This window comes from Pseudomonas sp. GW821-FHT07B01 (assembly GCF_059419065.1).
The window spans coordinates 1-24,533 of sequence record NZ_JBWKRA010000010.1 but is presented as its reverse complement, the minus strand read 5'-3'; the positions used below and the strand labels follow the sequence as shown (position 1 = coordinate 24,533).

General features: G+C 61.6%; 23 protein-coding genes and 1 tRNA gene. 10 read left to right on the top strand and 14 right to left on the bottom strand.

Going from position 1 to position 24,533, the window contains the following annotated elements; all coding sequences use genetic code 11:
* Positions 1–12: 12 nt before the first annotated feature.
* The 4 genes from AC07S6_RS13100 to ptsP all read right to left on the bottom strand — a co-directional run bounded on the left by AC07S6_RS13100 (position 13) and on the right by ptsP (position 7,245).
* Positions 13–1,554, bottom strand: a complete 1,542-nt coding sequence (locus tag AC07S6_RS13100) for an alkaline phosphatase D family protein (protein WP_495112455.1) — start codon at positions 1,552–1,554, stop codon at positions 13–15.
* Between the two features lie 190 nt (positions 1,555–1,744).
* Positions 1,745–3,454: a PTS fructose-like transporter subunit IIB gene (locus AC07S6_RS13095; RefSeq protein WP_073843081.1), complete on the bottom strand. Its 1,710-nt coding sequence runs from the start codon at positions 3,452–3,454 to the stop codon at positions 1,745–1,747.
* 11 nt (positions 3,455–3,465) lie between these two features.
* The gene (gene pfkB / locus AC07S6_RS13090; protein WP_490615500.1) at positions 3,466–4,386 is read right to left on the bottom strand and encodes a 1-phosphofructokinase; all 921 of its coding nucleotides are present in this window, start codon (positions 4,384–4,386) and stop codon (positions 3,466–3,468) included.
* The gene (gene ptsP, locus AC07S6_RS13085) at positions 4,387–7,245 is read right to left on the bottom strand and encodes a phosphoenolpyruvate--protein phosphotransferase (protein ID WP_495112454.1); all 2,859 of its coding nucleotides are present in this window, start codon (positions 7,243–7,245) and stop codon (positions 4,387–4,389) included.
* A 284-nt stretch (positions 7,246–7,529) separates the two neighbouring features.
* Here ptsP and cra point away from each other — a divergent pair, with 284 nt between their 5' ends.
* Together cra and AC07S6_RS13075 are read left to right on the top strand one after the other, a co-directional pair.
* Entirely contained in the window at positions 7,530–8,525 is a 996-nt protein-coding gene (cra, locus tag AC07S6_RS13080; protein WP_057976816.1) for a catabolite repressor/activator, read from the top strand.
* Positions 8,526–8,527: 2 nt separating this feature from the next.
* Positions 8,528–9,304: a TatD family hydrolase gene (locus tag AC07S6_RS13075; protein WP_197880110.1), complete on the top strand. Its 777-nt coding sequence runs from the start codon at positions 8,528–8,530 to the stop codon at positions 9,302–9,304.
* Here AC07S6_RS13075 and AC07S6_RS13070 read toward each other — a convergent pair.
* The 5 genes from AC07S6_RS13070 to AC07S6_RS13050 form a co-directional block, all read right to left on the bottom strand.
* Positions 9,251–9,679, bottom strand: a complete 429-nt coding sequence (locus AC07S6_RS13070; protein ID WP_197880109.1) for a hypothetical protein — start codon at positions 9,677–9,679, stop codon at positions 9,251–9,253. The genes AC07S6_RS13075 and AC07S6_RS13070 overlap by 54 nt on opposite strands.
* Before the next feature lie 125 nt (positions 9,680–9,804).
* A complete protein-coding gene (locus AC07S6_RS13065) occupies positions 9,805–10,509 on the bottom strand; it encodes a methyl-accepting chemotaxis protein (protein WP_371264140.1) in 705 nt (234 codons plus the stop codon).
* A gap of 1,476 nt (positions 10,510–11,985) precedes the next feature.
* Complete coding sequence (ampE, locus tag AC07S6_RS13060; RefSeq protein WP_495112453.1) at positions 11,986–12,822, bottom strand: regulatory signaling modulator protein AmpE; 837 nt, start codon at positions 12,820–12,822, stop codon at positions 11,986–11,988.
* Positions 12,819–13,382, bottom strand: coding sequence for a 1,6-anhydro-N-acetylmuramyl-L-alanine amidase AmpD (gene ampD / locus AC07S6_RS13055; RefSeq protein WP_197880107.1), 564 nt, complete (start codon positions 13,380–13,382; stop codon positions 12,819–12,821). Before ampD ends, ampE begins: the two co-directional genes overlap by 4 nt.
* 61 nt (positions 13,383–13,443) lie before the next feature.
* Positions 13,444–15,591 (bottom strand): DUF1631 domain-containing protein, encoded by a 2,148-nt coding sequence (locus tag AC07S6_RS13050; RefSeq protein ID WP_495112452.1) that lies wholly within the window; start codon positions 15,589–15,591, stop codon positions 13,444–13,446.
* Between the two features lie 245 nt (positions 15,592–15,836).
* On the opposite strand from AC07S6_RS13050, the gene nadC reads away from it, so the two are divergent.
* Positions 15,837–16,685, top strand: a complete 849-nt coding sequence (nadC, locus tag AC07S6_RS13045; RefSeq protein ID WP_197880105.1) for a carboxylating nicotinate-nucleotide diphosphorylase — start codon at positions 15,837–15,839, stop codon at positions 16,683–16,685.
* A gap of 170 nt (positions 16,686–16,855) precedes the next feature.
* Here the strand turns inward: nadC and AC07S6_RS13040 are convergent, their stop codons facing one another.
* From AC07S6_RS13040 to AC07S6_RS13030, 3 genes are all read right to left on the bottom strand, one after another.
* Positions 16,856–17,161: a DUF6388 family protein gene (locus AC07S6_RS13040; RefSeq protein ID WP_034126255.1), complete on the bottom strand. Its 306-nt coding sequence runs from the start codon at positions 17,159–17,161 to the stop codon at positions 16,856–16,858.
* 151 nt (positions 17,162–17,312) lie between these two features.
* Positions 17,313–17,388 (bottom strand) — tRNA-Thr (locus AC07S6_RS13035).
* 64 nt (positions 17,389–17,452) lie between these two features.
* Positions 17,453–17,866, bottom strand: a complete 414-nt coding sequence (locus AC07S6_RS13030; RefSeq protein WP_034126254.1) for a pilin — start codon at positions 17,864–17,866, stop codon at positions 17,453–17,455.
* A gap of 201 nt (positions 17,867–18,067) precedes the next feature.
* Here AC07S6_RS13030 and AC07S6_RS13025 point away from each other — a divergent pair, with 201 nt between their 5' ends.
* From AC07S6_RS13025 to yacG, 4 genes are read left to right on the top strand one after another with little or no spacing between them, the layout of a single operon-like run.
* On the top strand, positions 18,068–19,276 hold the full coding sequence (locus AC07S6_RS13025) for a type II secretion system F family protein (RefSeq protein WP_495112451.1): 1,209 nt from the start codon (positions 18,068–18,070) through the stop codon (positions 19,274–19,276).
* Positions 19,273–20,139, top strand: coding sequence for a prepilin peptidase (locus AC07S6_RS13020; RefSeq protein ID WP_495112450.1), 867 nt, complete (start codon positions 19,273–19,275; stop codon positions 20,137–20,139). Before AC07S6_RS13025 ends, AC07S6_RS13020 begins: the two co-directional genes overlap by 4 nt.
* Complete coding sequence (gene coaE / locus AC07S6_RS13015) at positions 20,136–20,759, top strand: dephospho-CoA kinase (protein ID WP_197880102.1); 624 nt, start codon at positions 20,136–20,138, stop codon at positions 20,757–20,759. Before AC07S6_RS13020 ends, coaE begins: the two co-directional genes overlap by 4 nt.
* Positions 20,756–20,956, top strand: a complete 201-nt coding sequence (gene yacG, locus AC07S6_RS13010; RefSeq protein WP_003188437.1) for a DNA gyrase inhibitor YacG — start codon at positions 20,756–20,758, stop codon at positions 20,954–20,956. The genes coaE and yacG overlap by 4 nt, the downstream gene beginning before the upstream one ends.
* Here the strand turns inward: yacG and AC07S6_RS13005 are convergent.
* Both AC07S6_RS13005 and AC07S6_RS13000 read right to left on the bottom strand, forming a co-directional pair.
* Positions 20,953–21,168: a hypothetical protein gene (locus AC07S6_RS13005; RefSeq protein ID WP_003171680.1), complete on the bottom strand. Its 216-nt coding sequence runs from the start codon at positions 21,166–21,168 to the stop codon at positions 20,953–20,955. The two genes, yacG and AC07S6_RS13005, sit on opposite strands and share 4 nt — an antisense overlap.
* Positions 21,169–21,232: 64 nt before the next feature.
* The gene (locus AC07S6_RS13000; RefSeq protein ID WP_197880101.1) at positions 21,233–21,922 is read right to left on the bottom strand and encodes an energy-coupling factor ABC transporter permease; all 690 of its coding nucleotides are present in this window, start codon (positions 21,920–21,922) and stop codon (positions 21,233–21,235) included.
* A 129-nt stretch (positions 21,923–22,051) separates the two neighbouring features.
* Between AC07S6_RS13000 and AC07S6_RS12995 the strand changes: the two genes are divergently transcribed.
* The 3 genes from AC07S6_RS12995 to AC07S6_RS12985 are packed head-to-tail and all read left to right on the top strand — an operon-like array spanning position 22,052 to position 24,268.
* The gene (locus AC07S6_RS12995; protein WP_003188431.1) at positions 22,052–22,681 is read left to right on the top strand and encodes a DUF1780 domain-containing protein; all 630 of its coding nucleotides are present in this window, start codon (positions 22,052–22,054) and stop codon (positions 22,679–22,681) included.
* Positions 22,682–22,735: 54 nt separating this feature from the next.
* Positions 22,736–22,909, top strand: coding sequence for a DUF3094 family protein (locus AC07S6_RS12990; RefSeq protein ID WP_034126248.1), 174 nt, complete (start codon positions 22,736–22,738; stop codon positions 22,907–22,909).
* A gap of 60 nt (positions 22,910–22,969) precedes the next feature.
* Positions 22,970–24,268, top strand: coding sequence for an NAD(P)/FAD-dependent oxidoreductase (locus AC07S6_RS12985; RefSeq protein ID WP_032903990.1), 1,299 nt, complete (start codon positions 22,970–22,972; stop codon positions 24,266–24,268).
* Positions 24,269–24,533: the final 265 nt, after the last annotated feature.

The window sequence follows — 24,533 nt, the reverse complement described above, 5'->3', positions numbered from 1 at the left end:
GCGTGGGAACGATCAGGCCGGTTGCAGTTTTTGCTCGAACACTGAAACCCCGTCCAAGTCCCGCAGCATCACCGTCAACTCCGCCGTCTGCCCATCTATCTGCACTTCACCAAAAAACTGAAAGCCCGCAAACGGCGAGGTATTCTGCGCCGGTGGCGCCTTCTGGAACACCACGTGCGGGCCAAAGGTTTTATCCAGTGGGTTGGGCCCGAAACTCCCAGCATTCAACGGCCCTGCCACAAACTCCCAGAACGGCTCGAAATCCTGGAACGTCGCACGGTCAGGGTGATAGTGATGCGCTGCACAGTAATGCACATCGGCCGTCAGCCACACGTGGTTGCGCACCTTGTGCTCATGCAGGAACCCCAGCAGTTCGGCGATCTCCAGCTCACGCCCTTGCGCCGGGCCAGGGTCGCCATTGGCGATCGCTTCCCAACGCGCCACGCCGGGGCTGACTTCACCGTCGGGCACGCCCAGACCGATGGGCATGTCGGCGGCGACCACCTTCCACTGCGCTTGCGAGGCCTTGAGCCCGCGTTTGAGCCAGTCCAACTGTTCCCGCCCGAGAAAGGGTTTTTCCGCGCCCAGGTTGTCATCATTCGGCCCACGATTGCTGCGCATATCCAACACAAACACATCCAGCAGCGGCCCATAACTGAGCTTGCGATAAATGCGCCCGCCACCGTCGGCGCTCTGTCGGCGCATGGGTGAATATTCCAGCCAGGCCTGGCGGGCACGGCCCACCAAGGTATTGATGTCGCGGGTCTGGTAACGCTCATCCAACTGCTTGCTCGATGACCAGTTGTTGATCACCTCGTGATCGTCCCACTGCCAGATCTGCGGTACCTCGGCATTGAAGCGGCGCACGTTTTCATCCAGCAGGTTGTAGCGGTAATTACCGCGATATTCATCGAGGGTTTCCGCGACTTTGCTTTTGGCTTCAGTGGTAATGTTGCGCCAGATGCGCCCGCCTTCAGTGGTGAGCTGCGCGGGGACCGGGCCGTCGGCATAGATGGTGTCGCCGCTGTGGATAAAAAAGTCCGGCAGACGCAAGCGCATGGCTTCATAGATGCGCATTCCACCGATGTCAGGGTTGATGCCGAAGCCTTGGCCGACGGTGTCGCCGCTCCACACAAAACGGATATCACGCCGCTGTAGCGGCACGCTACGCAAGTGGCCGAACCAGGGTTCACTGGCAATGCCGGTCTGGGCGTCTTCGAAATGCACGCGGTAGAAAATCGCCTGGTCGACCGGCAGCCCGGTGAGCTCGACACGGGCGGTAAAGTCGGTGCGGCTGTCGGCCAGGGGCGAGACGAATCGGCGCGGGTTGCTGAACACGCTGCGGGTATCCCACTCCACCACCATCTTCGCCGGACGGTCACTGCGGCTCCAGATCATTGCGCGATCGCCCTGCAGGTCGCCCGATTGCACGCCGTCAGTGAGTTGCGGTCGGTCCTTCACCGAAGCGATCACCGCCGGCGCCAGGCCCGGCAACAACAGGCCAGCGCCCACGGCTTGCATCACACGGCGGCGACCGAGATCGAAGTGGCTCATGCAGGTGCCCTCTTGAGTATCAAAAGGGCCACTAAAGCATGATGGGATGAAGCGCATGTGACACCGATTAGCAGAACGGTCGAGTTCACCTGTGGGAGCTGGCTTGCCTGCGATGCAAACACCTCGGTGTATCAGGCAAACCCCGTCGAGGCTATCGCAGGCAAGCCAGCTCCCACATTTTCTGCCAGTGTCAGGCAGTCACGGCCAGTTCGGCCGCTTCCGGTCGCTTGAGCACGGCATACACCAAACCGGTCAACACACTGCCCGCCACAATCGCCAACAAGTACAACAACGCATGGTTCATCGCATTCGGAATCACCAGCACAAACAACCCGCCATGGGGCGCGGCGAGTTTGCAGCCGAAGTACATCGACAGCGCACCGGTCAACGCGCCACCGGCGATGCTGGCCGGAATGACGCGCAGCGGGTCTTTGGCGGCGAAGGGAATCGCGCCTTCAGAGATAAAGCACAGCCCCAGGATCATCGCCGCCTTGCCGGCCTCGCGCTCGGTCTGGGCGAACTTGCGCCGGGCCAGCAACGTGGCGATGCCCATGCCAATCGGCGGCACCATGCCGGCGGCCATGGTCGCGGCCATCGGCGCGCCGCTCGACGCGGCCAGCAGGCCAACCGAGAACGCATAGGCCGCCTTGTTGATCGGCCCACCCAAGTCCACGCACATCATGCCGCCGAGCAGAATGCCCAGGAGCACCGCGTTGGTGGTGCCCATGGTGCTGAGGAAATCCGTCAGGCCCGTGAGCAAGCGGGCGACCGGTGGGCCCACCAGGTAGATCATCACCAAGCCGGTAAACAGGCTCGCCAATAACGGGATGATCAGGATCGGCTTGAGCGCTTCCAGGCTCTGAGGCAGTTGCACCGTGCGGCTGATCAGCTTGACGCAATACCCGGCGACGAAACCGGCCAGGATGCCGCCGATAAACCCAGCCCCCAGCGTCCCCGCCAGCAGCCCGCCGATCATGCCGGGCGCAAGGCCAGGACGGTCGGCAATCGAGTAGGCGATGTAGCCCGCCAGCAGCGGCACCATCAACAGGAACGCCTGGTCACCCACGGATTTGAGCGCCGCCGCCAAGGTGCCGGGCTGCTCGAAAGCATGGATGCCGAACACAAACGACAAGGCGATCAGCAAGCCCCCCGCCACCACCATCGGCAACATATACGACACGCCGGTAAGCAGGTGTTTGTAGACGCCGGTTTTCTCCGCCTTGGCCGGTGCACCGCCGGCCGCGCTTTCCACCGCGCCTTCGGCCAGGGCTTTGTTGAGGATGGCTTCGGATTGCTTGAGGGCAATGCCGGTGCCACAGCGGTAAATCTTCTTGCCGGCGAAACGCTCGGTGGCCACTTCGATATCCGCCGCGAGCAACACCACATCGGCATCGGCAATCGCTTGCGAGCTCAACGGGGTGCGGGCGCCCACCGAGCCCTGGGTCTCGACCTGCAGGTCATAACCCAGGCGCTGAGCAGTCTGCTGCAAGGCTTCGGCGGCCATGAACGTGTGGGCCACACCGGTGGGGCACGCGGTAATCGCGACGATACGCGGCGCAGCCTTGGCCGCCACCGGGGCGGCGTCGGCGACATACACCTGGGCTTCTTCGGCGCCCCGGCGCAGTACGCCTTCGACATCCGCCAACGCCTGGGCCGGCGTGCTCTGGAACACACGCTTGCCGACAAACCGCTGCATATCCACCGGGGTACTGCTGACCAACAGCACCCACTCGGCATCATCAATCGTCGCCTGGGACAACTGGCGCTCCGGACGCTGCACATCGACGACTTCAACACTGGTGTGCAAGCCCATGCGCTGGGCGGCGGCGTCCAACAAGCGGGCGCACAGCACACTGGTGACCATGCCGTTCGGGCAGGCGGTAACAATGGCTAACTTCATCACAAACCCTCTTATTGTTCTGTCAGCGTGCGCACATCGACGCCGCTTTCAAGATGCGCCAACTGCGCGTCATCGCTGATGCCAAAACCGATCTGTGTCACCGCCATTGCGGCAATCGCCGTGGCCCGGCGCAAGGTGTGCTCCGGCGTGTCGCCACTGAGCAAACCGTGGAGCATCCCGGCCAGCAGCGAGTCACCGGCACCCACGGTACTGGCCACTACCACCTTGGGCGGCGTGGCGTGCAGCACCGCACCCGGGCGGTACCAGGTCACGCCTGCGGCCCCGTCGGAGACCACCACATGTTCGACGCCTTGCTGATGCAGGCGGCTGATGGCATCGGTGGCGTTACCCAAGGCCTCGGCCAACTCTTCGGTATTGGGTTTGACCAGCCACGGGCCAACCTCCAACCCCAGGCGCAGCGCTTCGCCGCTGGTGTCCAGGGCGACTTTCAAACCGAGGTCCTTCAACGCCTCCAGCAGACCTTTAAACCACTGCGGGCTGACGCCGCGCGGCAAGCTACCGGCCACCACGACCGCATCGAACTCCGGGCCAATGATCGCGACCATCTTGAGCAGCGCTTTTAGCGCCTCTTCAGTCACCAGCGGCCCCGGTGCATTGATGTCGGTGACACGCCCATCCTGTTCGGCAATCTTGATGTTGCTCCGGGTTTCGCCGGGAACCCGGATGAAGGCATCGCCAAACCCACGGCGCTTGATCAGCGCATTGAAAGCCTGGGGGTTGGCGCTGCCGAGGAACCCGCCCACGCTGACGTAATGGCCCAGGTCAGCCAGCACTTGCGCCACATTCACGCCCTTGCCGGCCGCGTGGGTGAGCATCGCTTCACTGCGATTGACCTCACCGGGTTGCAGGTGCGCCAGGCGTACCGTGAGGTCCAACGCCGGGTTCAGCGTCAGGGTCAGAATATTCGCCATCTACACGGCCTCCACTAGGGCACGCACTTCGGCGGGCGAACCCACCGCCAGTGCTTGTTGCGCCAGGCCCTGGGCCTCGCTCAGACTGAATTCACGCACCCGCGCCTTCACTTCAGGAATGCTGCGGGCCGACACGCTCAACTCATCCACGCCCAGGCCGACCAGCACCGGCACCGCCAGCGGGTCCGCCGCCAACTCGCCGCACACGCCTACCCATTTGCCGTGGGCATGGGCGGCGCGCACGGTGATGTCGATCAGTTGCAGGACTGCAGGGTGCAAGCCATCGGCCTGGGCCGACAGGGTCGGGTGGCCGCGGTCGATGGCCAGGGTGTATTGGGTCAGGTCGTTGGTGCCGACGCTGAAGAAGTCGACTTCCTTGGCGAGGACCGGCGCCAGCAGCGCGGCTGAGGGCACTTCGATCATGATCCCCAGTTGCAGGTCTGCCACTGGGATCTCCAGGCGCAGGCGCTCGGTCATGTCCCGGGCGGCGCGCCACTCATCCACGCTGCCGACCATGGGGAACATGATGCGCAGCGGGCGGTTGTCTGCTGCACGCAGCAATGCGCGCAGTTGCGCTTCCATGATCTGCGGGCGTTGCAACGTCAGGCGAATGCCGCGCACACCCAGAAAGGGGTTTTCCTCTTCGGCGATCGGCCAATAGGGCAAAGGCTTGTCGCCGCCCACATCCAGGGTGCGCACCACCAACGGGCGACCGTTGAGGCCGTCGAGTACGCGACGGTATTCGGCCTCCTGAGTGGCCTCGTCCGGCGCCTGGGGGTGGGCCATGAAAATCAGTTCGGTGCGCAGCAGGCCAATGCCTTCGGCGCCCTGCTCCACTGCGCTGGCCACCCCGGCGCTTTCGCCAATGTTGGCGAACACTTCCACGGCGTGGCCGTCACGGGTCAGCGCCGCTTCATGGCGCTGGGCCGATGCGGCTTGCAAGCGCTGTTCGCGGCTGTCGCGCTCCACGGTGGCCCGTTGCAGGGCGGCGGCGTCGGGGTCCACATGCAGGCGGCCGCGCTGGCCATCGAGCAACAGCGGCGTGCCCGCGTTGAGCAATAACACCGCAGCGCCAGCGCCGACCAAGGCCGGAATGCCCAGGGCGCGGGCGACAATGGCGCTGTGAGCGGTGGCGCCGCCCCGGGCGGTGAGAATGCCGGCAACGCGGGCCGGGTCCAGGCGCGCCACGTCCGAAGGGCCGACCTCTTCCATCACCAGGATGTAGGGCTCGCTCGGTTCCTGCACGCTCTGGACGCCGCACAACTGGGCCAGCACGCGGCGGCCGATGTCGCGCAAGTCGGCAGCACGCTCGGCCAGCAAGGCATCCTGCAAGGCTTCCTGTTGCTTGGCGGCGGCTTCGATCACGCTCATCCAGGCGGCTTCGGCGCTTTCGCCCTGCTTGAGGCGGGTGTCGACTTCGTCGGTCAGTTCCGGGTCGTCGAGCATTTCCTGGTGGGTGATGAAAATCTCGCGGATGGCCTTGGCCTGGCTACGCTCGATCAAGCCCTGGATATCCGTGCGCACGTCGCTCAAAGCGGTGTGCAGGCGCTGGCGTTCGGCGGCGGCGGATTCACCCCGTAGCGGGTAATCGAACACCTGCGGCACCTGGATATGAGCCGGGCCGATCGCGATACCCGGCGCGGCGGCAATGGCCTGGAGTTGGCTACCGCTCAGTGGCGCGCTGAGCACCGGTTCGATATCGACCTGTGCGGGCTGGGCGCTCACCGTGGGCAAGGGCTCGACCTCTTCGCCAAGGCCCTCTTGCACGGCGGCCAAGAGGGCGGGCAGTGCATCGCCGGCCACCGTCGGCTCGGCCACAAACTCCAGCACCTGGCCACGACGTGCGCCGAGGCTGAGCAACTTGCTCAGGCTTTTGACCGACACGGCGCCCACCGCGCCATCGACGATGCGCACGCGGATATCGCCATCAAAACTTTTCGCCAATTGCGCCAGGATCTTGGCCGGGCGCGCGTGCAGGCCGTGGGCGTTGGCCAGGGTAATACGGGCGCTGGGCCAGTCCGGCGGCAGTTCACCGCCCAGCACTTCCAGCACCGCGCGGCTGCTGGTGGCGCGTCCCAACTCCTGGCCGCGCCCTTCAATCAGCAAGGCACACAGGCGTTCAAGCAGGGTCTGGTGCGCTTCACCGAGGCTCGCCAGGCAGAACAGGCCGTGCAAGGGCTGGCCGAGGTAACGCATGGGTTTGTCCGGCGTCACAAAGGCCAGGCCCGGACGCTTGACCGTCTGCTCGCTGTGCAACCACCACAGGCCATCGCCCAGGGGCAGCGCGTCGACCTGCTGCAATACGGCGGCAAAGCCATTGCTCACGCAGTCGGCCTGGCGCAGCAGGCGCGCACCGCGCCACACCAACTCTTCAAAATCATCGGCCGACACGCCCAGGCTGATCATCTGCGCATCCAGCGCCAGTTCCTGCGGCGCGCCTTGCAACAGTTTCAACAGCGCTTCGGCACTGCCGGCACGGCGCAACGCCTGGCCCAGGTCGGTTTCACCGAGGGCACGGGTGAGCAGTTGCAACAGGCGCAGGTGTTCATCGGATTTAGCCGCGATGCCAATCGCCAGATAGACGATCTGGCCATCGCCCCAGTCCACCCCTTCGGGGAACTGCAGCAGGCGCACACCGGTGGAAAACACCTGGTCGCGGGTTTCTGGCGTGCCATGGGGGATAGCAATGCCTTGGCCGAGAAAGGTCGAACCTTGGGCTTCACGGGCTTGCAGGCCACTGAGATAACCTTCGGCAACCAGGCCATCGGCCACCAGTTTGTCAGCGAGCAGGTGCAAGGCAGCAGATTTATCCACAGCCACCTGGCCCATGGATATCTGCTCTACAGTGAGCTCAAGCATGCCGTTCTCCTAGTTAGTGCGGCGGGCGCACTAGGTATTGTTGTAGGTAAATAGGTTCGAAATTAACTGACTGAGCGGTCAATTGGCAGTGGTCACTCAGTGGCGAACATCGTAAAAATACGCTTGCTGAAACGTTTAATCTAGAATTTATGGCAGATTACGCGTTAATTGCGCAAGCTTGAAGGGCCACTCGGCGCTTGCTGTGGCACATTGGTCGAATGCTGGAATCGGTTACGATTGGACAAAATGTCGGGGCGAGCGCCAAAAAACAAGGAAATCCCGGTTTGAAACTCAGTGATATCGCACGTCTGGCCGGTGTGTCCGTTACCACCGCCAGCTATGTCATCAACGGCAAGGCCGAACAGCAGCGCATCAGCAACGCCACCGTTGAGCGTGTGCGTGCCGTGGTCCAAGCCCATGGCTTTACCCCCAACCCTCAAGCCGCGGGGCTGCGCAGCCGGCATACGCGGACCTTGGGGTTCATCCTGCCAGACCTGGAAAACCCCAGCTACGCACGCATCGCCAAACTGCTGGAACAAGGTGCGCGGGCGCGGGGATATCAGTTACTGATCGCCAGCTCCGATGACGAAGCGGAGAGCGAGCGCCAACTGCTGCAACTGTTCCGGGCGCGGCGTTGCGATGCGTTGTTCGTCGCCAGTTGCCTGCCGGCCAGCGATGACAGCTATCGCGAGCTGCAGGCCAAGGGGCTGCCGGTGATTGCCATTGACCGGGAGATGGAGCCGAACCAGTTCTGCTCCGTGGTCAGCGACGACCACCAGGCCTGCCAGCAACTCACTAGCAGCCTGCTGCAACCGTTGCCCAAGCAGATCGCGCTGATCGGCGCACGGCCCGAGCTGAGCATCAGCCAGGCACGTACCGCCGGTTTCCGTGATGCGCTGCAAGGCTTTACGGGCGAAGTGATCATCGAACAGGGCGAAGCCTTCAGTCGTGACTGCGGCAGAGAGCTGATGGAGCAACTGCTGCAACGCCTGGGGCATTTGCCGGACGCGCTGGTAACCACCTCCTACGTACTGCTGCAAGGCGTGTTTGATGCGCTGCATGACTTCCCCCTCAAGTCACGTCCCCTGCGCCTGGGCACCTTCGGCGATACCCAGTTGCTGGATTTCCTCCCGCTGCCGGTCAACGCCATGGCCCAGCAACATCAGTTGATTGCCGAGACCGCCCTGCGCCTGGCCCTGGCCGCCGTTGAAGAAGAACAGTACCAACCCGGCGTGCATGCGATTGGCCGGACCTTCAAGCAGCGTATCCACGAGGCCTGAGCGTGGAGCTGATCGACACCCACACGCACCTGGACTTCGAGGACTTCGACCAGGATCGCACGCACGTCCTCGACCACAGCCGTGAACTCGGCGTGCGGCGCCTGGTGGTGCTGGGGGTGTACCAGAAAAATTGGCAGCGGCTATGGGACTTGGTGCAACAGGACGAAGGCTTGTTCGCCGCCTTCGGCTTGCACCCGGTGTATCTCGATGAGCATCGCCCCGCCGACCTGCTGGAGCTGGGTGACTGGTTGACGCGCCTGCATGGCCACCGGCAACTGTGCGCCGTGGGCGAAATTGGCCTGGATTACTTTCTGGAACAGTTGGACCACGAGCGCCAGCAACCGCTATTTGAAACCCAGCTGAAACTCGCGGTGGATTTCCAACTGCCGGCCTTGCTCCACGTTCGCCGCAGCCACGCCGCGGTAATTGCCACCTTAAAGCGTATCCGCCTGCCCAGAGGCGGCATCATCCATGCGTTCGCCGGCAGCGTTGAAGAGGCACGCGAGTACATCAAGCTCGGGTTCAAACTGGGCCTGGGTGGCGCTGCCACCTGGCCCCAGGCGAAGCGCATGCACAGGGTACTGACCCAGTTGCCACTCGACGCCGTGGTGCTGGAAACCGACTCGCCGGATATGGCCCCGGCCATGTACCCCAACCAGCGCAATAGCCCGCAGCACCTGCCAGACATCTGCACGGCCCTGGCCGAGCGCATGGGTATCAGCCCTCTATTGCTGGCTGAGGCGAGCACACGCAATGCGTGCGAGCTGTTCAACTGGTAGCGCACTGATGGCCTGCAAGTTCAAGGTCATTGTCTGACGATGACGGGCGTAGCGCACCACCAGCAAATGGATCAACACCGCGACCAGTGAAATGTTGAACTGTGCGTTGACACTGAGCAGCCCCAGCCACTCGGCGACCAAGGCCACCAGCAAGGTCGCGCACGTCAGCATGATCATGCTCGGCCGCACCAGCGCCCATTGGTCCACGGCCCTGAACTGGCGCAACTGCTTGGCGCAGCACAACTGCAACCCGCAGTGGCAATACGTACAGTCAAACGGCACATCGATGGCAATGGCGTTCAGTTGCCAAGGCTTGAGTTCAAACGTCATGTTGCACTGGGCGCAATGCCCCCTGATACCGATTGCGGCGGCCATCGTTTTGTCCCCTCGTGACCGTGACGGATGACATAAATTTTCACCTATTCACGCCCCGATAAAACACGCATCGGTAAATCAAGACATGGGCCACAGGCCCCGTGGTTCAGCCCTTCAGAACCGACCTACACCCGAAACGCACCAATCAATTGCTTCAACTCAACCACCTGGGTTGCCAGTTGTCGACTGGCCGCTTCCGTGTGCTGGGCGCCTTGCGCTGCATGCTCGCCAGCACGGTTGATTTCGACAATGTTCTGGTCGATGTCGTGGGCGACCGCCGTTTGCTGCTCCACGGCAGCGGCGATTTGCTGGTTCTGATCGACGATCATCCCAACTGCCCCCAGGATATTTTCCAAGGCTTGCTGGACTTTTTCCGACTGCCCCACCGTGCCATTCGCCATTTCATGGCTGCTGCCCATGGCCTTCACCGCCGCGCCCACGCCGCTGTGCAAGCGGCTGATCATCTGCTCGATTTCCTCGGTGGAGTGCTGGGTGCGCCGAGCCAGGGTGCGCACCTCGTCGGCCACCACCGCAAAACCACGCCCTTGGTCACCGGCGCGCGCGGCTTCGATGGCCGCGTTGAGCGCCAGCAGGTTGGTCTGCTCGGCAATGCTCTTGATCACTTCCAGGACGCTGCTGATGGACTGGCTGTCGGCAGCCAGTTGGTTGATCACCCGCACCGATTCGTCAATCTCCGCCGCCAGGCGGGCGATGCCGCCTTGCTGGGATTGCACCAGCGCACGCCCGGTGACCGTTTCATCATTGACGCTCTGGGCACTACTGACCGCCGCCGCCGCGCTGCGCGCCACCTCTTGGGCAGTGGCGGACATCTGGTTCATCGCGGTCGCCACTTGTTCGATCTGGCTGCGCTGGCCGGACACCGCCTGGTTACTCTGTGCCGACACCGCCTGCACCTGGCCGGCCTGCAACTCCACCTGGCTGACCGTATGCCCAACGCGCTCGATGAGGTCATGAATCTTGGCCACGGTGCCATTGAACACCTGGCCCAAGTCGCCCAGCTCGTCGCGGCTTTGGGCAACGAAGGTGACCGTCATGTCACCTGCCGCCACTTTGTCCATCATCGCCCCCAGGCGGCGCAAGGTGGTGCGAGTGGAGACAAAGAAACCGGCATAGAGATAGAAAATCAACGCAAACACCGCCGCCAGGGCCGTGACCAGCAACACCATGTGCAGGCGGTTTTGCGCCAGGCGTTGCTGCAACTGCTGCCCGAGGAACGCCAGGATGGCGTCATCCAATTGATAGGTCTTGGCCATCAACTGGCTGACGCCGTCATAAAAACCCTGCCAAGACGTATCGAGGGTCTCGGCCATCACCACCTGCTCTTCAAAAAACTCGCTGCCTTGCTTGAGGCTGGCCCGGCTGGCTTGCGCCGAAACGTCGAGGGCTGCATGCGCGGCCTGGCTGGCGCCCAACGCGTCCTGCAGCTTCAAGCCATATTCCCCGTGGAGTTTTTCCAGCTGCTGCAGCAGTTCGTCAAAACGGGTGCTGGAGGATGAATTGATGAAGCCCTGCCCCAGAGAGTACGCGCCCATCGCACGGCCTTCGCCCAAGGCCTGGGTGACTTGAGGGGTGACGGTGGTGACCAGGTCGCTGAGCTGGCGCAGATCACTTTGCGGATCACGGCTCAAGCCGGCTTGGCTGGCAATGATCTGGCTGAACATCTGGGCCTGGTTGAGTAACTTGCCGATCAACGCCGCTTTGTTGAGCAACGAAGTTTCCTGTTGCTGGGCCTTGAACGCAGCGATCAGCTCATCGCGCTTACTGTCGAAGACGGCAACTTGCTCGGGCTGGGTCGCGATGGCGCGCAAGCCTTGCAAGCGCTCCACCACACTGGCTTCCAAGGCGCTGATCCTAGTCTCCAGGTCTGCTGCTTTTCCGGACTGGCCGAGGGTGGCATTGATTTCTACCTGATTGTTGAGGGTTTCCAGATCGCGGCGCAACGCCAGGCTGCTGCCGAGCAGGTCGAGGCTCTGCAGTTCGACCCGGGTGCCCTGGTATTCACGCCACGAGTCGCGCACCAGGTAATAGTTGGTCGCCAGCATCGGCAGCAGGAACAGCACGCTGATCAGGCTGAACTTCATGCCGAAGCTCAGGCGGTTCATCAGCGCGACGGCGGGATAGAGCAAGCTCTTCACAGGTGACCTCCCCTTCTTTTATTTTTATTGAGGCGCAGGGCGGCGGCAGATAGCCACTATTGGGCGCGCTATCTGTATAGCTCAATTCGAAAGGGAGTTTTGTAACGTAAGGTTAACGGCGGGAGCGATGGATACCCCCGCCGCTATCACTCAGGGCAGCACCGTCCAGATGGCAAACCCGGCATACCACAGCACCGCCGCACGCAGCAGCAGTTCCCACAGGCGATCCAGGCTGTTGATGCCATCGACCCCCACCACTGGCGCAGGAATTTCCGCGGCGGCCAAGCCGACTTTTTCCACCAACTGTGCCGCGCTGATGTCCCAGCTCAACAGTTCGTGGAGCATCACCCGGCTGACCCCGACGAAATTGCCCACCAAGGCAAAGCTGGCCGCCAGCAGGCGTACCGGCAACCAGTCAAACGCGTGGCGCAATTGCGCGGCGCGCTCGGCCACCAACGGGTTCTGGCTGTTTTCGCTGGCCAGCGCCAACAGGCGGTAGGCCAGGGCGGCCACTGGGCCCAGTAGGAAATACCAGAAAATCACCGCGAAAAAGCTTTGATACGCCTGCCACAGCAGGTAACCCTGGACGCGCTCCAGCAATTGCTCGCCACTGTCGGCGCCAAGTTTGAGGTCGCGTTCGGCCACATGCTCGGCCGCTTGCAGGTCACCGCGCCGCCAGGCGTCGCGAAACGGCCCCAGCCCCGCCAATAGATCGCCACGGCCCAGGCTGTAGATCACCACCAGCAAGTGCACCGGCAATGCCAACAGGCCATAGGCCACCGGCTCCAGGACCAGCAACAACAACGCCAGCAATGCCACCGGCAGCAGCACCAATATCAGCAGGATCACCCAGGGTCGCTTGCCCATGCGCGGGCTCGATTCCAGCTTGGCCAGCTCACGCAGCCATCCACCGTCGCGCTGCAACCGCAGGCGCAAGGCCGAGAACTTCTCGATCCACACGGCCAGCACCAACACCAGGAAACTCATCGTTCGTGTCCTCCATCCTGCAGGGCGCTGCGAAAGCGCGCCCAATCAAAAGCGGGGCCCGGGTCGGTCTTGCGCCCCGGAGCGATGTCGCTGTGACCACAAATACGTTGGCGGGTGATGTCTGGGTATGCGACCAGCAGTTGGCGTGTCAGGTCGATCAGCGCCGCATACTGGGCATTGGTAAACGGTAGGTCATCCGTGCCTTCCAGCTCGATTCCCAGAGAAAAATCGTTGCAGACCTCGCGCCCTTCAAAGACGGAAATACCGGCATGCCAGGCACGGTCGCGGCACGAAACAAATTGCGTCACAGTGCCGTCACGCTCAATCAGAAAATGCGCAGACACTCGTAGGCTCGCAATCCCTTCAAAATAGGGATGTTCTGAGATATCCAGGCGGTTCTGGAAAAATTCCTGCACCTTGCCGGTGTTGAACTGCGCCGGGGGCAAACTGATGTTATGCACCACCAACAGCGAGATTTCGCCTTCAGGGCGCTCGTTGAAGTTGGGCGAAGGGCAATGACGAATGCCCTGGCACCAACCGCTGGCGGGGTCCAACTGCATACAGGCTCCTTGAATGATAAGAGGTGTGACCAGTATGCCGCGTTCCACCCTGCGGTTGCGATCACTTGCCGCGATTGAGTTGCCGCAGGTTGTCCACCACCGCTGCCAGCGCACGCTCGAACAGCGGGCCATCATCCAAGGCGTGCAGGACGCCCTGCTTGAACGCCAGCGCTAACTGGCCCGCGCTTTTCTCCAGCACCTTGAGGCCGGCGCGACTGACAAAAACATAGGTATCGGCGGGCGGCATGATGGCGGTCAATTTGCAGCGCAGGGTACCAGCTTCATGTTGCTGCAGCGCTACCCAGGTACCGGCTCGCAACTGCTTGGCTTTGAGCAGGTCGGGGTCATCATGGGGCAGTATCTCGTCGGCACCTGGCGGGCCAGCCTCCAGGATAAAAGGCTCACGGACTTCAACCAGCACCTCGCCGTCGAGCGGCTGAACATGCATGGCCTGCAACCGCAGGAAGAACTCGCGGGTACTGAAAGGATCGAAGGCCGCACCGGCCAACCCGTCACGCAAGGCCTTGAGCAGCCCGGGTAATTGCTCGAGCAAACGCCGGCCCGCTTCGGTGTCTTCACGCAGGCCAACGCTCCAGATCAATTCATCCATGGTGCGCAGTGCCGCCTGCCACTGCAGCGATTGTTCACCGTGCTTGAGAACGGCCACTAACAGCACCTGGCTCCAGGCCTGCTGTACAAATTGCAGCACCGATTGCGGCAAGGTTTTGCCCACGAGCCGCCGATTGAGCACGTGCACCACACGCTGGCGCGCCACCTCGACCTGCAGGCGCTCTTGCTCGGCGTCACGGGTATGTCGCTCAAGTCGCTCGCTGCGCTTGCGCTCCTGGGCTATGAATGCGCTGAACGTGGTGAGCAACTGGGAGAAAATCGCCGGGTCTTCGACGAACTCATTCAGCACACGCTGTACGAGTTGCTCGATACACAGATAGAGGTTGTCCCGTGGGTGGTCATGGGGCGGGCTCCAGCCGATGACGGCGCTCGCCATGTCATTGAGCAAGCGCCGCGCCGGATGCTCCGCGCAACTGAACAGGCTCTTGTCCAGCACCGCCACTTTCAGCAGCGGGATCTGCAAGCGAGCGATCAGCGCCTTGAAAGCGTCCGGCACACCGCTGTCATCGAACACGAACTCGAACAGCATGGCGACCAGATTGATCACATCTTCGTCTGCCTCTTCTAACACCCTCGACTTGCCGCTTTTGACGCTGCCCCGGGTCAGCAACTGTTCCAACTGGTTGCGCAGGTCGAAATCGTCCTCGCCACCGGGCTCCGGGACATATTGCTGCAAGTGCGACAACAGCCGTAGCAGGTCGCGGGTGGCAATCGGCTGCGGCTCGGCACTGGCTTCAAGGGTCGGGGCCACGCTGCCACGCACGGCTACCAGTAACTTTTGCAAGGCACTGAACGCTTGCTGGCCGCTTTTGTCCAGCGGCGGGTCGGCCACCGCTTGGCTGGTGTAATGCTGGTGCTCCCGGGCCTCGCGCCCGCCAGCTCGACGGGACGGGACAGTCTTGAGTTGCGGCAATACGCCGGTGGCGATCAGCAATTGATTGGCCTCGCCATACAGCAGGTCGGCATCACTGAGCACGTATTTCTCAAACAGCTTGAGCATGACCAGCTTGACGCGAATCTCCACCCCCAGGCTGCGCCCTGCTTGCAGGAAAAACTCACAAAGCCGCGCAGGGCCCAAGGGGTTTTCAGGGTCCTCCAGGCGCCTGCCGAGCAGTTCACTCAAGCGTGCGTTCAACTGCCCCAGGGCCAAGCCATCACGATGCCGCACCCGACCGAGCATCGCCTCCAGGGCCACGGCTTTTTCCACGTCATCGGCACCGGTGCCGGGTGCCGCCTCATAAGACACCAGCGGCACCAGGTGTGCACCGCTGCACCGGGCCTGGCCCAGGTTGGCGAACGCCACAAACAGCTGCTCCATGAACACGCGCTCGAAGTTCTTGCGCTTGAGGCGCAGGTCGCGCATGGCCTCGAAAAAAATATGATGGTCGACGGTGCTACGGGCCTTTTCGGCCATTTCGAACAGGGTGTCGTCGGCGTTATCGAACAGTTCCTGCAAGCCTTGTTGCAGCTGTTGCGCAGCCTTGTCACGCACCTGCAGCAATACCACCGGCAGGCGCGCGAGCGGCGATGGCGTGGCCTGTGCCCTGTTGATAGGCACCACCTTCCCGTCATTGTGCATCCTGGCCTCCTGAAACGGCGGTTTTGAGCGGTGGAGAGACGGAGCGCAGGCCCGGCAGGCACTGCAAACACCCGATCACCACTAGGACGTCAAAGCTATGACGCCAATTGCAAGGCGCGAGATTATCTTGCAAACGAGGGCAGTTGCGCCAGCACACTCTGACTTTGTGCGGTAAATGAGTGGCGAGCCTGGGTTAGAACGCACGCTGGCCCTATAATCGAGGCACTTTGTTTGTGGAGCCTGTTATGCCGAACCTCCGTCTTGCCGACCTCACCGCCGAAATCGAAGCCAACGTGCGCCGCGCACTGCTGGAAGACATCGGCAGTGGCGACATCACCGCGCAGTTGATCCCGGCCGAACGGCTGGCCAAGGCCACGATCATTACCCGTGAGGCGGCTGTTATCGCCGGCACGGCGTGGGTGGATGCGGTGTTTCGTCAACTGGACCCACGGGTTGCTGTGCACTGGCAGGTGGCTGATGGTGAACGAGTGAGCCCCAACCAGGCGTTGTTCCACCTTGAGGGCCCGGCCCGCTCGCTGCTCAGTGGTGAACGTAGCGCGTTGAATTTTCTGCAATTGCTGTCAGGGGTTGCCACCCGTGCGCAATTTTTGGCGGACTTTGTCGCCAGCACCCAGGTCAAGCTGCTGGACACCCGCAAGACATTGCCCGGCCTGCGTTTAGCGCAGAAATATGCGGTGACCTGCGGCGGTTGCCACAACCACCGTATCGGGCTGTATGACGCGTTCCTGATCAAGGAAAACCACATCGCCGCCTGCGGTGGTATTGCCCAAGCGATCACCGCCGCCCACAAGATTGCCCCGGGCAAGCCGGTGGAAATCGAAGTGGAAAGCCTGGGGGAATTACGCGAGGCCCTGACGGCGGGTGCCGACATCATCATGCTGGATGAACTGAGCCTGGAAGACATGCGCGAAGCCGTGCGCCTGAACGCAGGCAAGGCCAAGCTGGAAGCCAGCGGCGGGATCAATGAAACCACCTTGCTGCCTATCGCTGAAACCGGCGTGGACTACATCTCCATCGGCGCGATGACCAAGGATGTGAAGGCGGTGGATCTGTCGATGCGCCTGAGCATCTGAGAAGCCATGCAGGGCCGGGCGATTGTGGCGAGGGAGCTTGCTCCCGCTGGAGTGCGCAGCGCTCCCAAACCGTTCATCGACGTACACCTGATGTATTTCGATCACCCAATTTGGGGCTGCTTCGCAGCCCTGCGGGAGCAAGCTCCCTCGCCACCACAAGCCCGCCGTGCCTAGACCACCAGATTATTCATCTCGCAGTACTCGTCCCAATCGACACCCAGCACCTCGGCCGCCTCTTTATGCAAGGCCAACCGCGCGGCTTCGAACTCTTCGGGTGTCGAGGTGTACTTGAGGGTCAGCTCCCAAGGCTGGTAGCCCTGACTCTCGGCCTCATCTTCGAATGCCCACTGAATCTGGTCGCGCTGATCGTCGGCACTCAGGTCCTTGATCTCTTCTTTAAGCTGCGGCGTCGCTTCAAGGTAATGCTTGAGCGCTTGTTCGTGCCGTGCTTCCTGGGTCATCTCAGTCGTGGTCATGTTGTTCTCTTAGATCGAGGAATGGGAATGCATCTGGGTCTTCAAGGTTGCGCAGATACAAAAGAGCGGGGGGCAAATGCCCGGCTCACCTGGCCTTCAGAACCATTCTGGGATCATCTGAAAAACATTGCCGTTGAAACAGTGGTGCCTGTGGTGCCCGAGACAGGAATCGAACCTGCGACCTTCGCGTTACGAGTGCGCTGCTCTACCGGCTGAGCTACACGGGCGGTGGGCTAAAGCTAGCACTGCATTGGGCATGCAGCAACCAACTCGCTCACCGCCCAGCGACTGTCACGCGCCGTTGGCGCCGCAGCCCTTGGCAGCATACTGAGCCTCTACCGTGGTGGCACAGCTCCAGCCGGTGGTGGCGCTGCGGGTCAAGGTGATGGTCTTGCCCAGCACGGGCGCGGGTGCATCAAGGATTTCACAACGCAAGGTACCTGCGCCCGAGGCCACATCGCCTGTCACTTCGATGGTGCAGTTGGCGGTAGGGCTTGTGCCCCCGATGAGGGCCAGGGTTGGCACGGTGCCCTGGTTGATGGCGTCCTCGTAGCCGGCCTTTAGCGCGCTGATTTCAGCCAACCCCGCCGTGAACTTGGCCTTGGCCTGGTGCTTGGTGTACATGGGCAGACCGATGGTGGCCAAAATGCCGATGATTGCCACGACGATCAATAATTCGATCAAGGTAAAACCTTTTTGACGCATCTCTTTCACTCTCCAGAATAGAACCATGACAAGGCGCATCCTGCGCCCCGTAGTGTGCAACGGCGCCAGTGTACTCATCCCCACGCAGTCCATCGCCTGCAAGACGCACAATCTGACATTTTATCGCCCAGCGCCAGCCTGCCCGAATTCGCCACCTGACTAAGCTATAAATTCTTCACGACCTGGGTGCGCCAACCTCACATGAACGACACTCCAACAATCTATGCCTGGGAAGGCATCAACCGCAAAGGCCGACGGGTTTGCGGGCAAATCGCCGGGCATAACCTTGCGCTGATCAAGGTACAACTGCGCCAGCAAGGGATCTGCCCTGAACGTGTGCGCAAGAAATCTTACGGTTTACACATCTTCAAGACGCGAATAACGCCCGCAGATATTGCCTTGTTCACTCGCCAGTTAGCCACCTTGCTCAAAGCCGGCATCCCGCTGCTGCAAGCCTTCGACATCATCAGCGAAGGCGTCGAAAACCTACAGCTGCGCGAACTGGTGAAGGCGTTGAAACAGCATATTGCCAGCGGCCACCCCTTGGCCGCTGCCCTGCGTCAATATCCCCGCTACTTCGATGAGTTGTATTGCAATCTGGTAGCAGCCGGCGAAATAGCCGGCGCCCTGGAAACCTTGCTCGAGCGCGTGGCGATTCATCTGGAAAAAAGCCAACGGCTCAAAACCAGGGTCAAGAAAGCCATGACCTACCCTGTCGCGGTACTGGTAATTGCCACAGGGGTGAGCACAGTGCTGTTGATTCACGTTGTGCCGCAGTTCCAGAACTTGTTCGCCGGGGTCAACGGCCAATTGCCGGGGTTTACCCTGGCGGTCATTGCACTGTCGGAACTGTTGCAACAAGCGTGGTGGATGCTGGCGCTGGGCGTGGGCGCCATAATGGTCGCTGGGCATCACGCCCATCGAACTTACCCGGGCTTTCGCCATTGGTTGGCGGCGGGTTTGTTGAAAGTGCCCGTGGCAGGCAAACTGCTGCACAAATCTGCGGTTGCTCGCTACGCTCGCACACTTTCCACCACCTTTGCGGCGGGCGTCCCTCTGGTACAGGCATTGGGTTCGGTGGCCGGCGCCGTCGGCAATGGGCCCTTCAAACAGGCAATCGAGCGTATGCGCCACGATGTATCCACAGGCATGCAGCTGAATCAATCGATGCGTAACAGCGGCCTGTTCCCAGGCATGGCGATCCAGATGACCGCAATCGGGGAGGAGTCCGGCACCCTGGACCGCATGCTGGAAAAAGTCGCGAACCACTACGAGTCAGACGTGGATACCTTGGTCGACAACCTCACCAGCCTGATGGAGCCGCTGATCATGGTCGTATTGGGGGGGATTGTCGGCGCGCTGGTAGTCGCCATGTACCTGCCGGTGTTTCAATTGGGGACGGCGTTTTGAGCCTGCTGCTGAGCGAACATCCCTGGGCGTTTGTTGGCCTGGCGCTGGTGTTGGGCCTGATCGTCGGCAGCTTCCTCAATGTGCTGGCGTGGCGCCTGCCCAAAATGCTCGAGCGGGAATGGCGTACCCAGGCCCATGAGATTCTCGACTTGCCAGCCGAGCCCGGTGGGCCGGCCTATAACCTGATGCACCCGAACTCCTGCTGCCCGCACTGCAATCAACCGATTCGGCCTTGGGAAAATATTCCGGTGCTCAGCTACCTGCTACTCCGGGGGCGTTGTGCCCACTGCCGCGAGCCCATCGGCCTGCGTTACCCCCTCACCGAACTCGCGTGCGCGCTGATCTCAACCGCTGTCGCCTGGCACTTCGGCTTCGGCTGGCAAGCCGGCGCGGTGATGCTGTTGAGTTGGGGCTTGCTGGGCATGAGCCTGATTGATCTGGACCACCAACTGCTGCCGGATGTGCTGGTGCTGCCGCTGCTATGGCTGGGGCTGATCCTCAACAGTGCTGACCTGCTGACGCCACTGCCCGATGCAGTGTGGGGCGCGGTCATCGGCTACATGAGCTTGTGGTGCCTGTTCTGGCTGTTCAAGCTGGCCACCGGCAAAGACGGCATGGGCCATGGCGACTTCAAGTTATTGGCCTTGCTGGGAGCCTGGGGCGGCTGGCAGATTCTGCCGATGACCCTGCTGATGGCCTCGCTGCTGGGCGTGTTTGCCGGGCTGATCCTGCTGCGTTTGCGTAAGGCCCAGGTGTCAGCGCCAATGCCGTTTGGCCCCTGCCTGGCAATTGCCGGCTGGATTGCATTGCTCTGGGGTGGTCAAATAACCGACTTCTATTTGCAGTCTGTCGGTTTCAGATGACCACTTCTGTTGCAATACCCTGGATTCTTGGGCTCACGGGCGGCATTGGCAGCGGCAAAAGCGCTGCGGCCGAGCACTTTATCAAGCTGGGCATCGACCTGGTGGATGCCGATCATGCCGCGCGCTGGGTGGTCGAGCCTGGCCGCCCTGCCCTGGCACGCATCGCCGAACATTTCGGCGCCAGCGTGCTGCAACCCGACGGCCAGCTGGACCGTGCCGCGCTGCGCAAACTGATCTTTGAGGTCCCACAAGAACGCCTGTGGCTGGAAGCCTTGCTGCACCCGCTGATCGCCGAGGAAATTCGCAGCCACCTGGCACGCGCCCAATCGCCCTACGCGATCCTGGTGTCGCCGCTGCTGATCGAGTCCGGACAGTACAGCATGACCCAGCGCATCCTGGTGATCGACGTGCCGCAATCGCTGCAGATTCAGCGTACCCTGCAGCGCGACGGCATCAGCGAACAACAGGTGCAGGCGATTCTCAAGGCCCAGTCCAGCCGCGAAGACCGCCTGAACCATGCCGATGACGTGCTGGTCAACGATAAGGACCTCGCCTGGCTGCACGGCGAGGTCGAGCGACTGCACCACTTTTACCTTACTTTGCGTGGAGGCCGATCATGAGCCAACCCTTGACCGTCGACTGCCCAACCTGCGGTGCACCCGTGGAATGGAAAGCGACCAACCTCAACCGTCCGTTCTGCTCGGACCGTTGCAAGCTTATCGACCTGGGCGCCTGGGCCGCTGAAGAACACAAGATTCCCGTGGCCCCCGACGCCGAAGATGAACTGTTTTCCGAAGACCTGCCGCCGCGCCACTAAGGCCGCATAAAGGCATATTCCTGCTGGTCGTCGAGGTTTTCTGCAAGGTATTGCAACTCGTCGGCCAGGTCTTCAAAACTGCGTACACCCTTGCTTTGCTGCACCACCGCACTGAGCATGGCGCGCAAGGTCAACCCGGGGTCAAAACCGATTTCCTGCGCTGCATCCTGGCTTCTGCGCAACTCCTGCCGTGCCCACTCGTACACACTCATGATCCGTGCTCCTGAAAATTTTGCAGAGCATGGACCCGCGCCGCTGCCTGGCATTTGACCTGGATCAACGCCGCGAATCGTCGTCCTTCCACGGCGCCGAGAGGTAGCGGGTACGGTTGAACGTCTCCAGCCATTCCGGGCAAAACACCACCAGCGCGCTGATGACCATCCCGTTGATGAAGGCTTCGGGAAAGATGATCAGCCATAGGTAACCGACAAAATCTTCCAACCACTCAGGCATCGCAAAAAGACCGTCTAACCACAACAGGCCCAGGCCGGCCAACAGGCACAGCAATGCCGACAGTGCGGCAGCAAAAAAGCCCGAACAGAAGATATACACAAAGGGGTTTCTCGGCTGCGCCCGTTCTACCAGCAGCGCGCACCCTTCGGTGACCAGCACTGGCAGCACGATCAGCAGCAGGCCATTGATGCCAAGCGCGGCCAGGTCCTGGCGCCCCAGCAACATCAAGCCAAGCTGGGCGGCAAAGCCACCGACGATTGCCAGCGGCCAATCCAGCAGCAAGGTCACGGCGGTCATGCCGATAAAGTGGTAGGACACGCCGGTATCGAAATCCCGCCGCACCAACCACAGCATGAACAGCGCGAACACCGTGCCGAACAGCAAGTGCTGGCGTCGGCGGTCGGCAAACAGCTCCACCCATGGCGAGCGCAGCATCGCCCACATCAACACGGGCGCATACACCAGCCAGCCGAGGCCGAGCGTCTGGGGTGCCAGAACCGCTGCACTGATCACGGATGCTCTGCCTTTACCAAAAACCTCATCACACACCTCGTCCCTGGGCCTGCTCCACATCAGCATTCTACACCCGCCTTTTTAAGGCAAGACTTCCTGTGGTCATCATTTGAACGCTAAGCTGCGACTATGGATGACTCAGATTATTTGCGCCTGCTCACCGTAGCAGCCGAACAAGCCAATGCGTTTCTGTCCAATGCCCGCAAGTGGGAGCGTGAGCGTTGGGTCTGTCAGCGCCTGTTACAAGGCTTGAATGTGCCCTACCGTGTCGAAGAATTCCACGCAGCGGGCCAGGAGCCGCCCGACGTGCTGTTTCGCGACGCCAGCTTCGAGGTCTTTTTTGTGTTGGATGAGGGCCGCCGCCTGAATGACGAGTGGCGCGATGAGTTACTGCGCAGGCGCAGTGCTTTCTCCTTGAGCCAACTGGTACGGCGCGAAGCCAAGCCACGGCGAATCCCCGCCCATGAATTCCTGCTGCGCCTGGCCCCCACACTGCGTAAAAAAGCCCACAACTATAAAGAGCGCGGGATGGACTTGGGGGAGTTGGACCTCATTGCGTTTACCAGCCTCAAGCGCGAAGTACTGGACCTCAACAGCCATTTTCCGCCGCCGACCGAATACCTGCGCCAGGGCTGGCGCTCGCTGTCACTGGTGGGTCCAACCTTCGCCCGGGTGTTGTTCGCGCACCCGGACGCACCGGATTTCTTGCGCAACAACCTGGGCCGCAGCATAGTGTTTGATGTCGGCATCAGCCTTTGATGCCCCTGGCTGTAACGTGGCGCCCCTTTGCAACGTCTACCTGACGAGGCCTTTATGACCAGCCGCCTGAAACCCGATGACCAAGAGCGTGTCGAAGAGTACCTGCGACTTTCCCAGCACAGAGTCGAGCGCAAGCCTTTCCGGCCGTGGCTGCTCCTCTGCGTGGTGCTGGTCGTGGTAATCGGGCTCGGTGCGCTGAGCCGCCTATTGAGTTACCTGACGCTATGAGCCGCCTGGCGCTCGCGAGGGTAACTGCTCCGATTTATTTTAGCCTTGCGAGATATCCCCATGACCCATCGTATTATCATCGTCGGCGGCGGTGCCGGCGGCCTGGAGTTGGCTACCCGCCTGGGTAAGACTCTGGGCAAGCGTGGCAAGGCCAGCATCACGCTGGTCGACACCAACCTGACCCACATCTGGAAGCCGTTACTGCACGAAGTCGCTGCCGGCTCGCTGAATTCCTCGGAAGACGAACTCAACTATGTCGCCCAAGCCAAATGGAACCACTTCGAGTTCCAGCTGGGCCGTATGAGCGGGCTTGATCGTGAGCAGAAGAAAATCCAGCTGGCCGCCACCCTCGACGAAGAAGGCCGCGAACTGGTGCCTGCCCGCGTGCTGGGCTATGACAGCCTGGTGATTGCGGTAGGCAGCACTACCAACGACTTCGGCACTGAGGGCGCAGCGCAACACTGCCTGTTCCTCGATACCCGCAAGCAGGCCGAGCGCTTCCATCAGCAACTGCTCAACCACTACCTGCGCGCCCATGCCGGGCAGACCGACGCCGTTGAACAGATTAGCGTCGCGATCGTGGGTGCCGGTGCCACCGGGGTCGAGCTGGCCGCCGAGCTGCATAACGCCGCCCATGAACTGGCCGCCTATGGCCTGGATCGTATCAAGCCGGAAAACATGCACATCACCCTGATCGAAGCCGGCCCGCGGGTATTGCCTGCACTGCCGGAGCGGATCGGTGGGCCAGTGCACAAGACCCTGGAAAAACTAGGGGTGACGGTACTGACCAACTCGGCGGTCAGTGAAGTAACTGCCGATGCCTTGATCACCAGCAGCGGCCAGGTGATTCCGGCCAGCCTCAAGGTCTGGGCGGCCGGTATCCGCGCACCCGGCTTCCTCAAGGACATCGACGGTCTGGAAACCAACCGCATCAACCAACTGCAAGTCCTGCAAACTCTGCAAACCACCCGCGACGAAAATATCTTCGCCTTTGGTGATTGCGCCGCCTGCCCGCAACCGGGCACCGACCGCAATGTGCCGCCACGTGCCCAAGCGGCTCATCAACAGGCCTCATTGCTCGCCAAGTCGCTGAAGCTACGAATCGAAGGCAAGGAGCTGCCGACCTACACGTACACCGACTACGGCTCGCTGATCTCGCTGTCGCGCTTTTCCGCGGTGGGTAACCTGATGGGCAATTTGACGGGCAGTGTGATGCTGGAAGGCTGGCTGGCGCGGATGTTCTACGTGTCGCTGTACCGCATGCACCAGATGGCGCTGTATGGGTTCTTCCGCACGGCGATGCTGATGCTGGGCAGCAAGATCGGCCGCGGCACCGAGCCACGCCTTAAATTGCATTAACAACCTGGTCTCGACGGAGGCCTGGCAAATGTGGGAGCGGGCTTGCTCGCGAATGCGGTGGTTCAGTCACAGATGCACTGACTGACACTGCGCATTCGCGAGCAAGCCCGCTCCCACTTTATTTTGCGGTGAATTCAGAATTTGCGAGCACAAAAAAAATCCCCGTATCTTTCGATACGAGGATTTTTAATATGGTCGGGGTAGGGGGATTCGAACTCCCGACATCCTGCTCCCAAAGCAGGCGCGCTACCGGACTGCGCTATAC

Excerpts from the sequence above, each read along its gene's own strand:
- AC07S6_RS13065 (WP_371264140.1), bottom strand. The coding sequence starts at position 10,509 with ATGTCCGCCACTGCCCAAGAGGTGGCGCGCAGCGCGGCGGCGGCGGTC.
- AC07S6_RS13030 (WP_034126254.1), bottom strand. The coding sequence starts at position 17,866 with ATGCGTCAAAAAGGTTTTACCTTGATCGAATTATTGATCGTCGTGGCA.
- ampD (WP_197880107.1), bottom strand. The coding sequence starts at position 13,382 with ATGCAGTTGGACCCCGCCAGCGGTTGGTGCCAGGGCATTCGTCATTGC.
- nadC (WP_197880105.1), top strand. The coding sequence starts at position 15,837 with ATGCCGAACCTCCGTCTTGCCGACCTCACCGCCGAAATCGAAGCCAAC.
- AC07S6_RS13095 (WP_073843081.1), bottom strand. The coding sequence starts at position 3,454 with ATGAAGTTAGCCATTGTTACCGCCTGCCCGAACGGCATGGTCACCAGT.
- yacG (WP_003188437.1), top strand. The coding sequence starts at position 20,756 with ATGAGCCAACCCTTGACCGTCGACTGCCCAACCTGCGGTGCACCCGTG.
- AC07S6_RS12985 (WP_032903990.1), top strand. The coding sequence starts at position 22,970 with ATGACCCATCGTATTATCATCGTCGGCGGCGGTGCCGGCGGCCTGGAG.
- AC07S6_RS13005 (WP_003171680.1), bottom strand. The coding sequence starts at position 21,168 with ATGAGTGTGTACGAGTGGGCACGGCAGGAGTTGCGCAGAAGCCAGGAT.
- coaE (WP_197880102.1), top strand. The coding sequence starts at position 20,136 with ATGACCACTTCTGTTGCAATACCCTGGATTCTTGGGCTCACGGGCGGC.
- AC07S6_RS13040 (WP_034126255.1), bottom strand. The coding sequence starts at position 17,161 with ATGACCACGACTGAGATGACCCAGGAAGCACGGCACGAACAAGCGCTC.
- ampE (WP_495112453.1), bottom strand. The coding sequence starts at position 12,822 with ATGAGTTTCCTGGTGTTGGTGCTGGCCGTGTGGATCGAGAAGTTCTCG.
- AC07S6_RS13100 (WP_495112455.1), bottom strand. The coding sequence starts at position 1,554 with ATGAGCCACTTCGATCTCGGTCGCCGCCGTGTGATGCAAGCCGTGGGC.
- pfkB (WP_490615500.1), bottom strand. The coding sequence starts at position 4,386 with ATGGCGAATATTCTGACCCTGACGCTGAACCCGGCGTTGGACCTCACG.
- AC07S6_RS13025 (WP_495112451.1), top strand. The coding sequence starts at position 18,068 with ATGAACGACACTCCAACAATCTATGCCTGGGAAGGCATCAACCGCAAA.
- ptsP (WP_495112454.1), bottom strand. The coding sequence starts at position 7,245 with ATGCTTGAGCTCACTGTAGAGCAGATATCCATGGGCCAGGTGGCTGTG.
- AC07S6_RS13050 (WP_495112452.1), bottom strand. The coding sequence starts at position 15,591 with ATGCACAATGACGGGAAGGTGGTGCCTATCAACAGGGCACAGGCCACG.
- AC07S6_RS12990 (WP_034126248.1), top strand. The coding sequence starts at position 22,736 with ATGACCAGCCGCCTGAAACCCGATGACCAAGAGCGTGTCGAAGAGTAC.
- AC07S6_RS13070 (WP_197880109.1), bottom strand. The coding sequence starts at position 9,679 with ATGGCCGCCGCAATCGGTATCAGGGGGCATTGCGCCCAGTGCAACATG.
- AC07S6_RS12995 (WP_003188431.1), top strand. The coding sequence starts at position 22,052 with ATGGATGACTCAGATTATTTGCGCCTGCTCACCGTAGCAGCCGAACAA.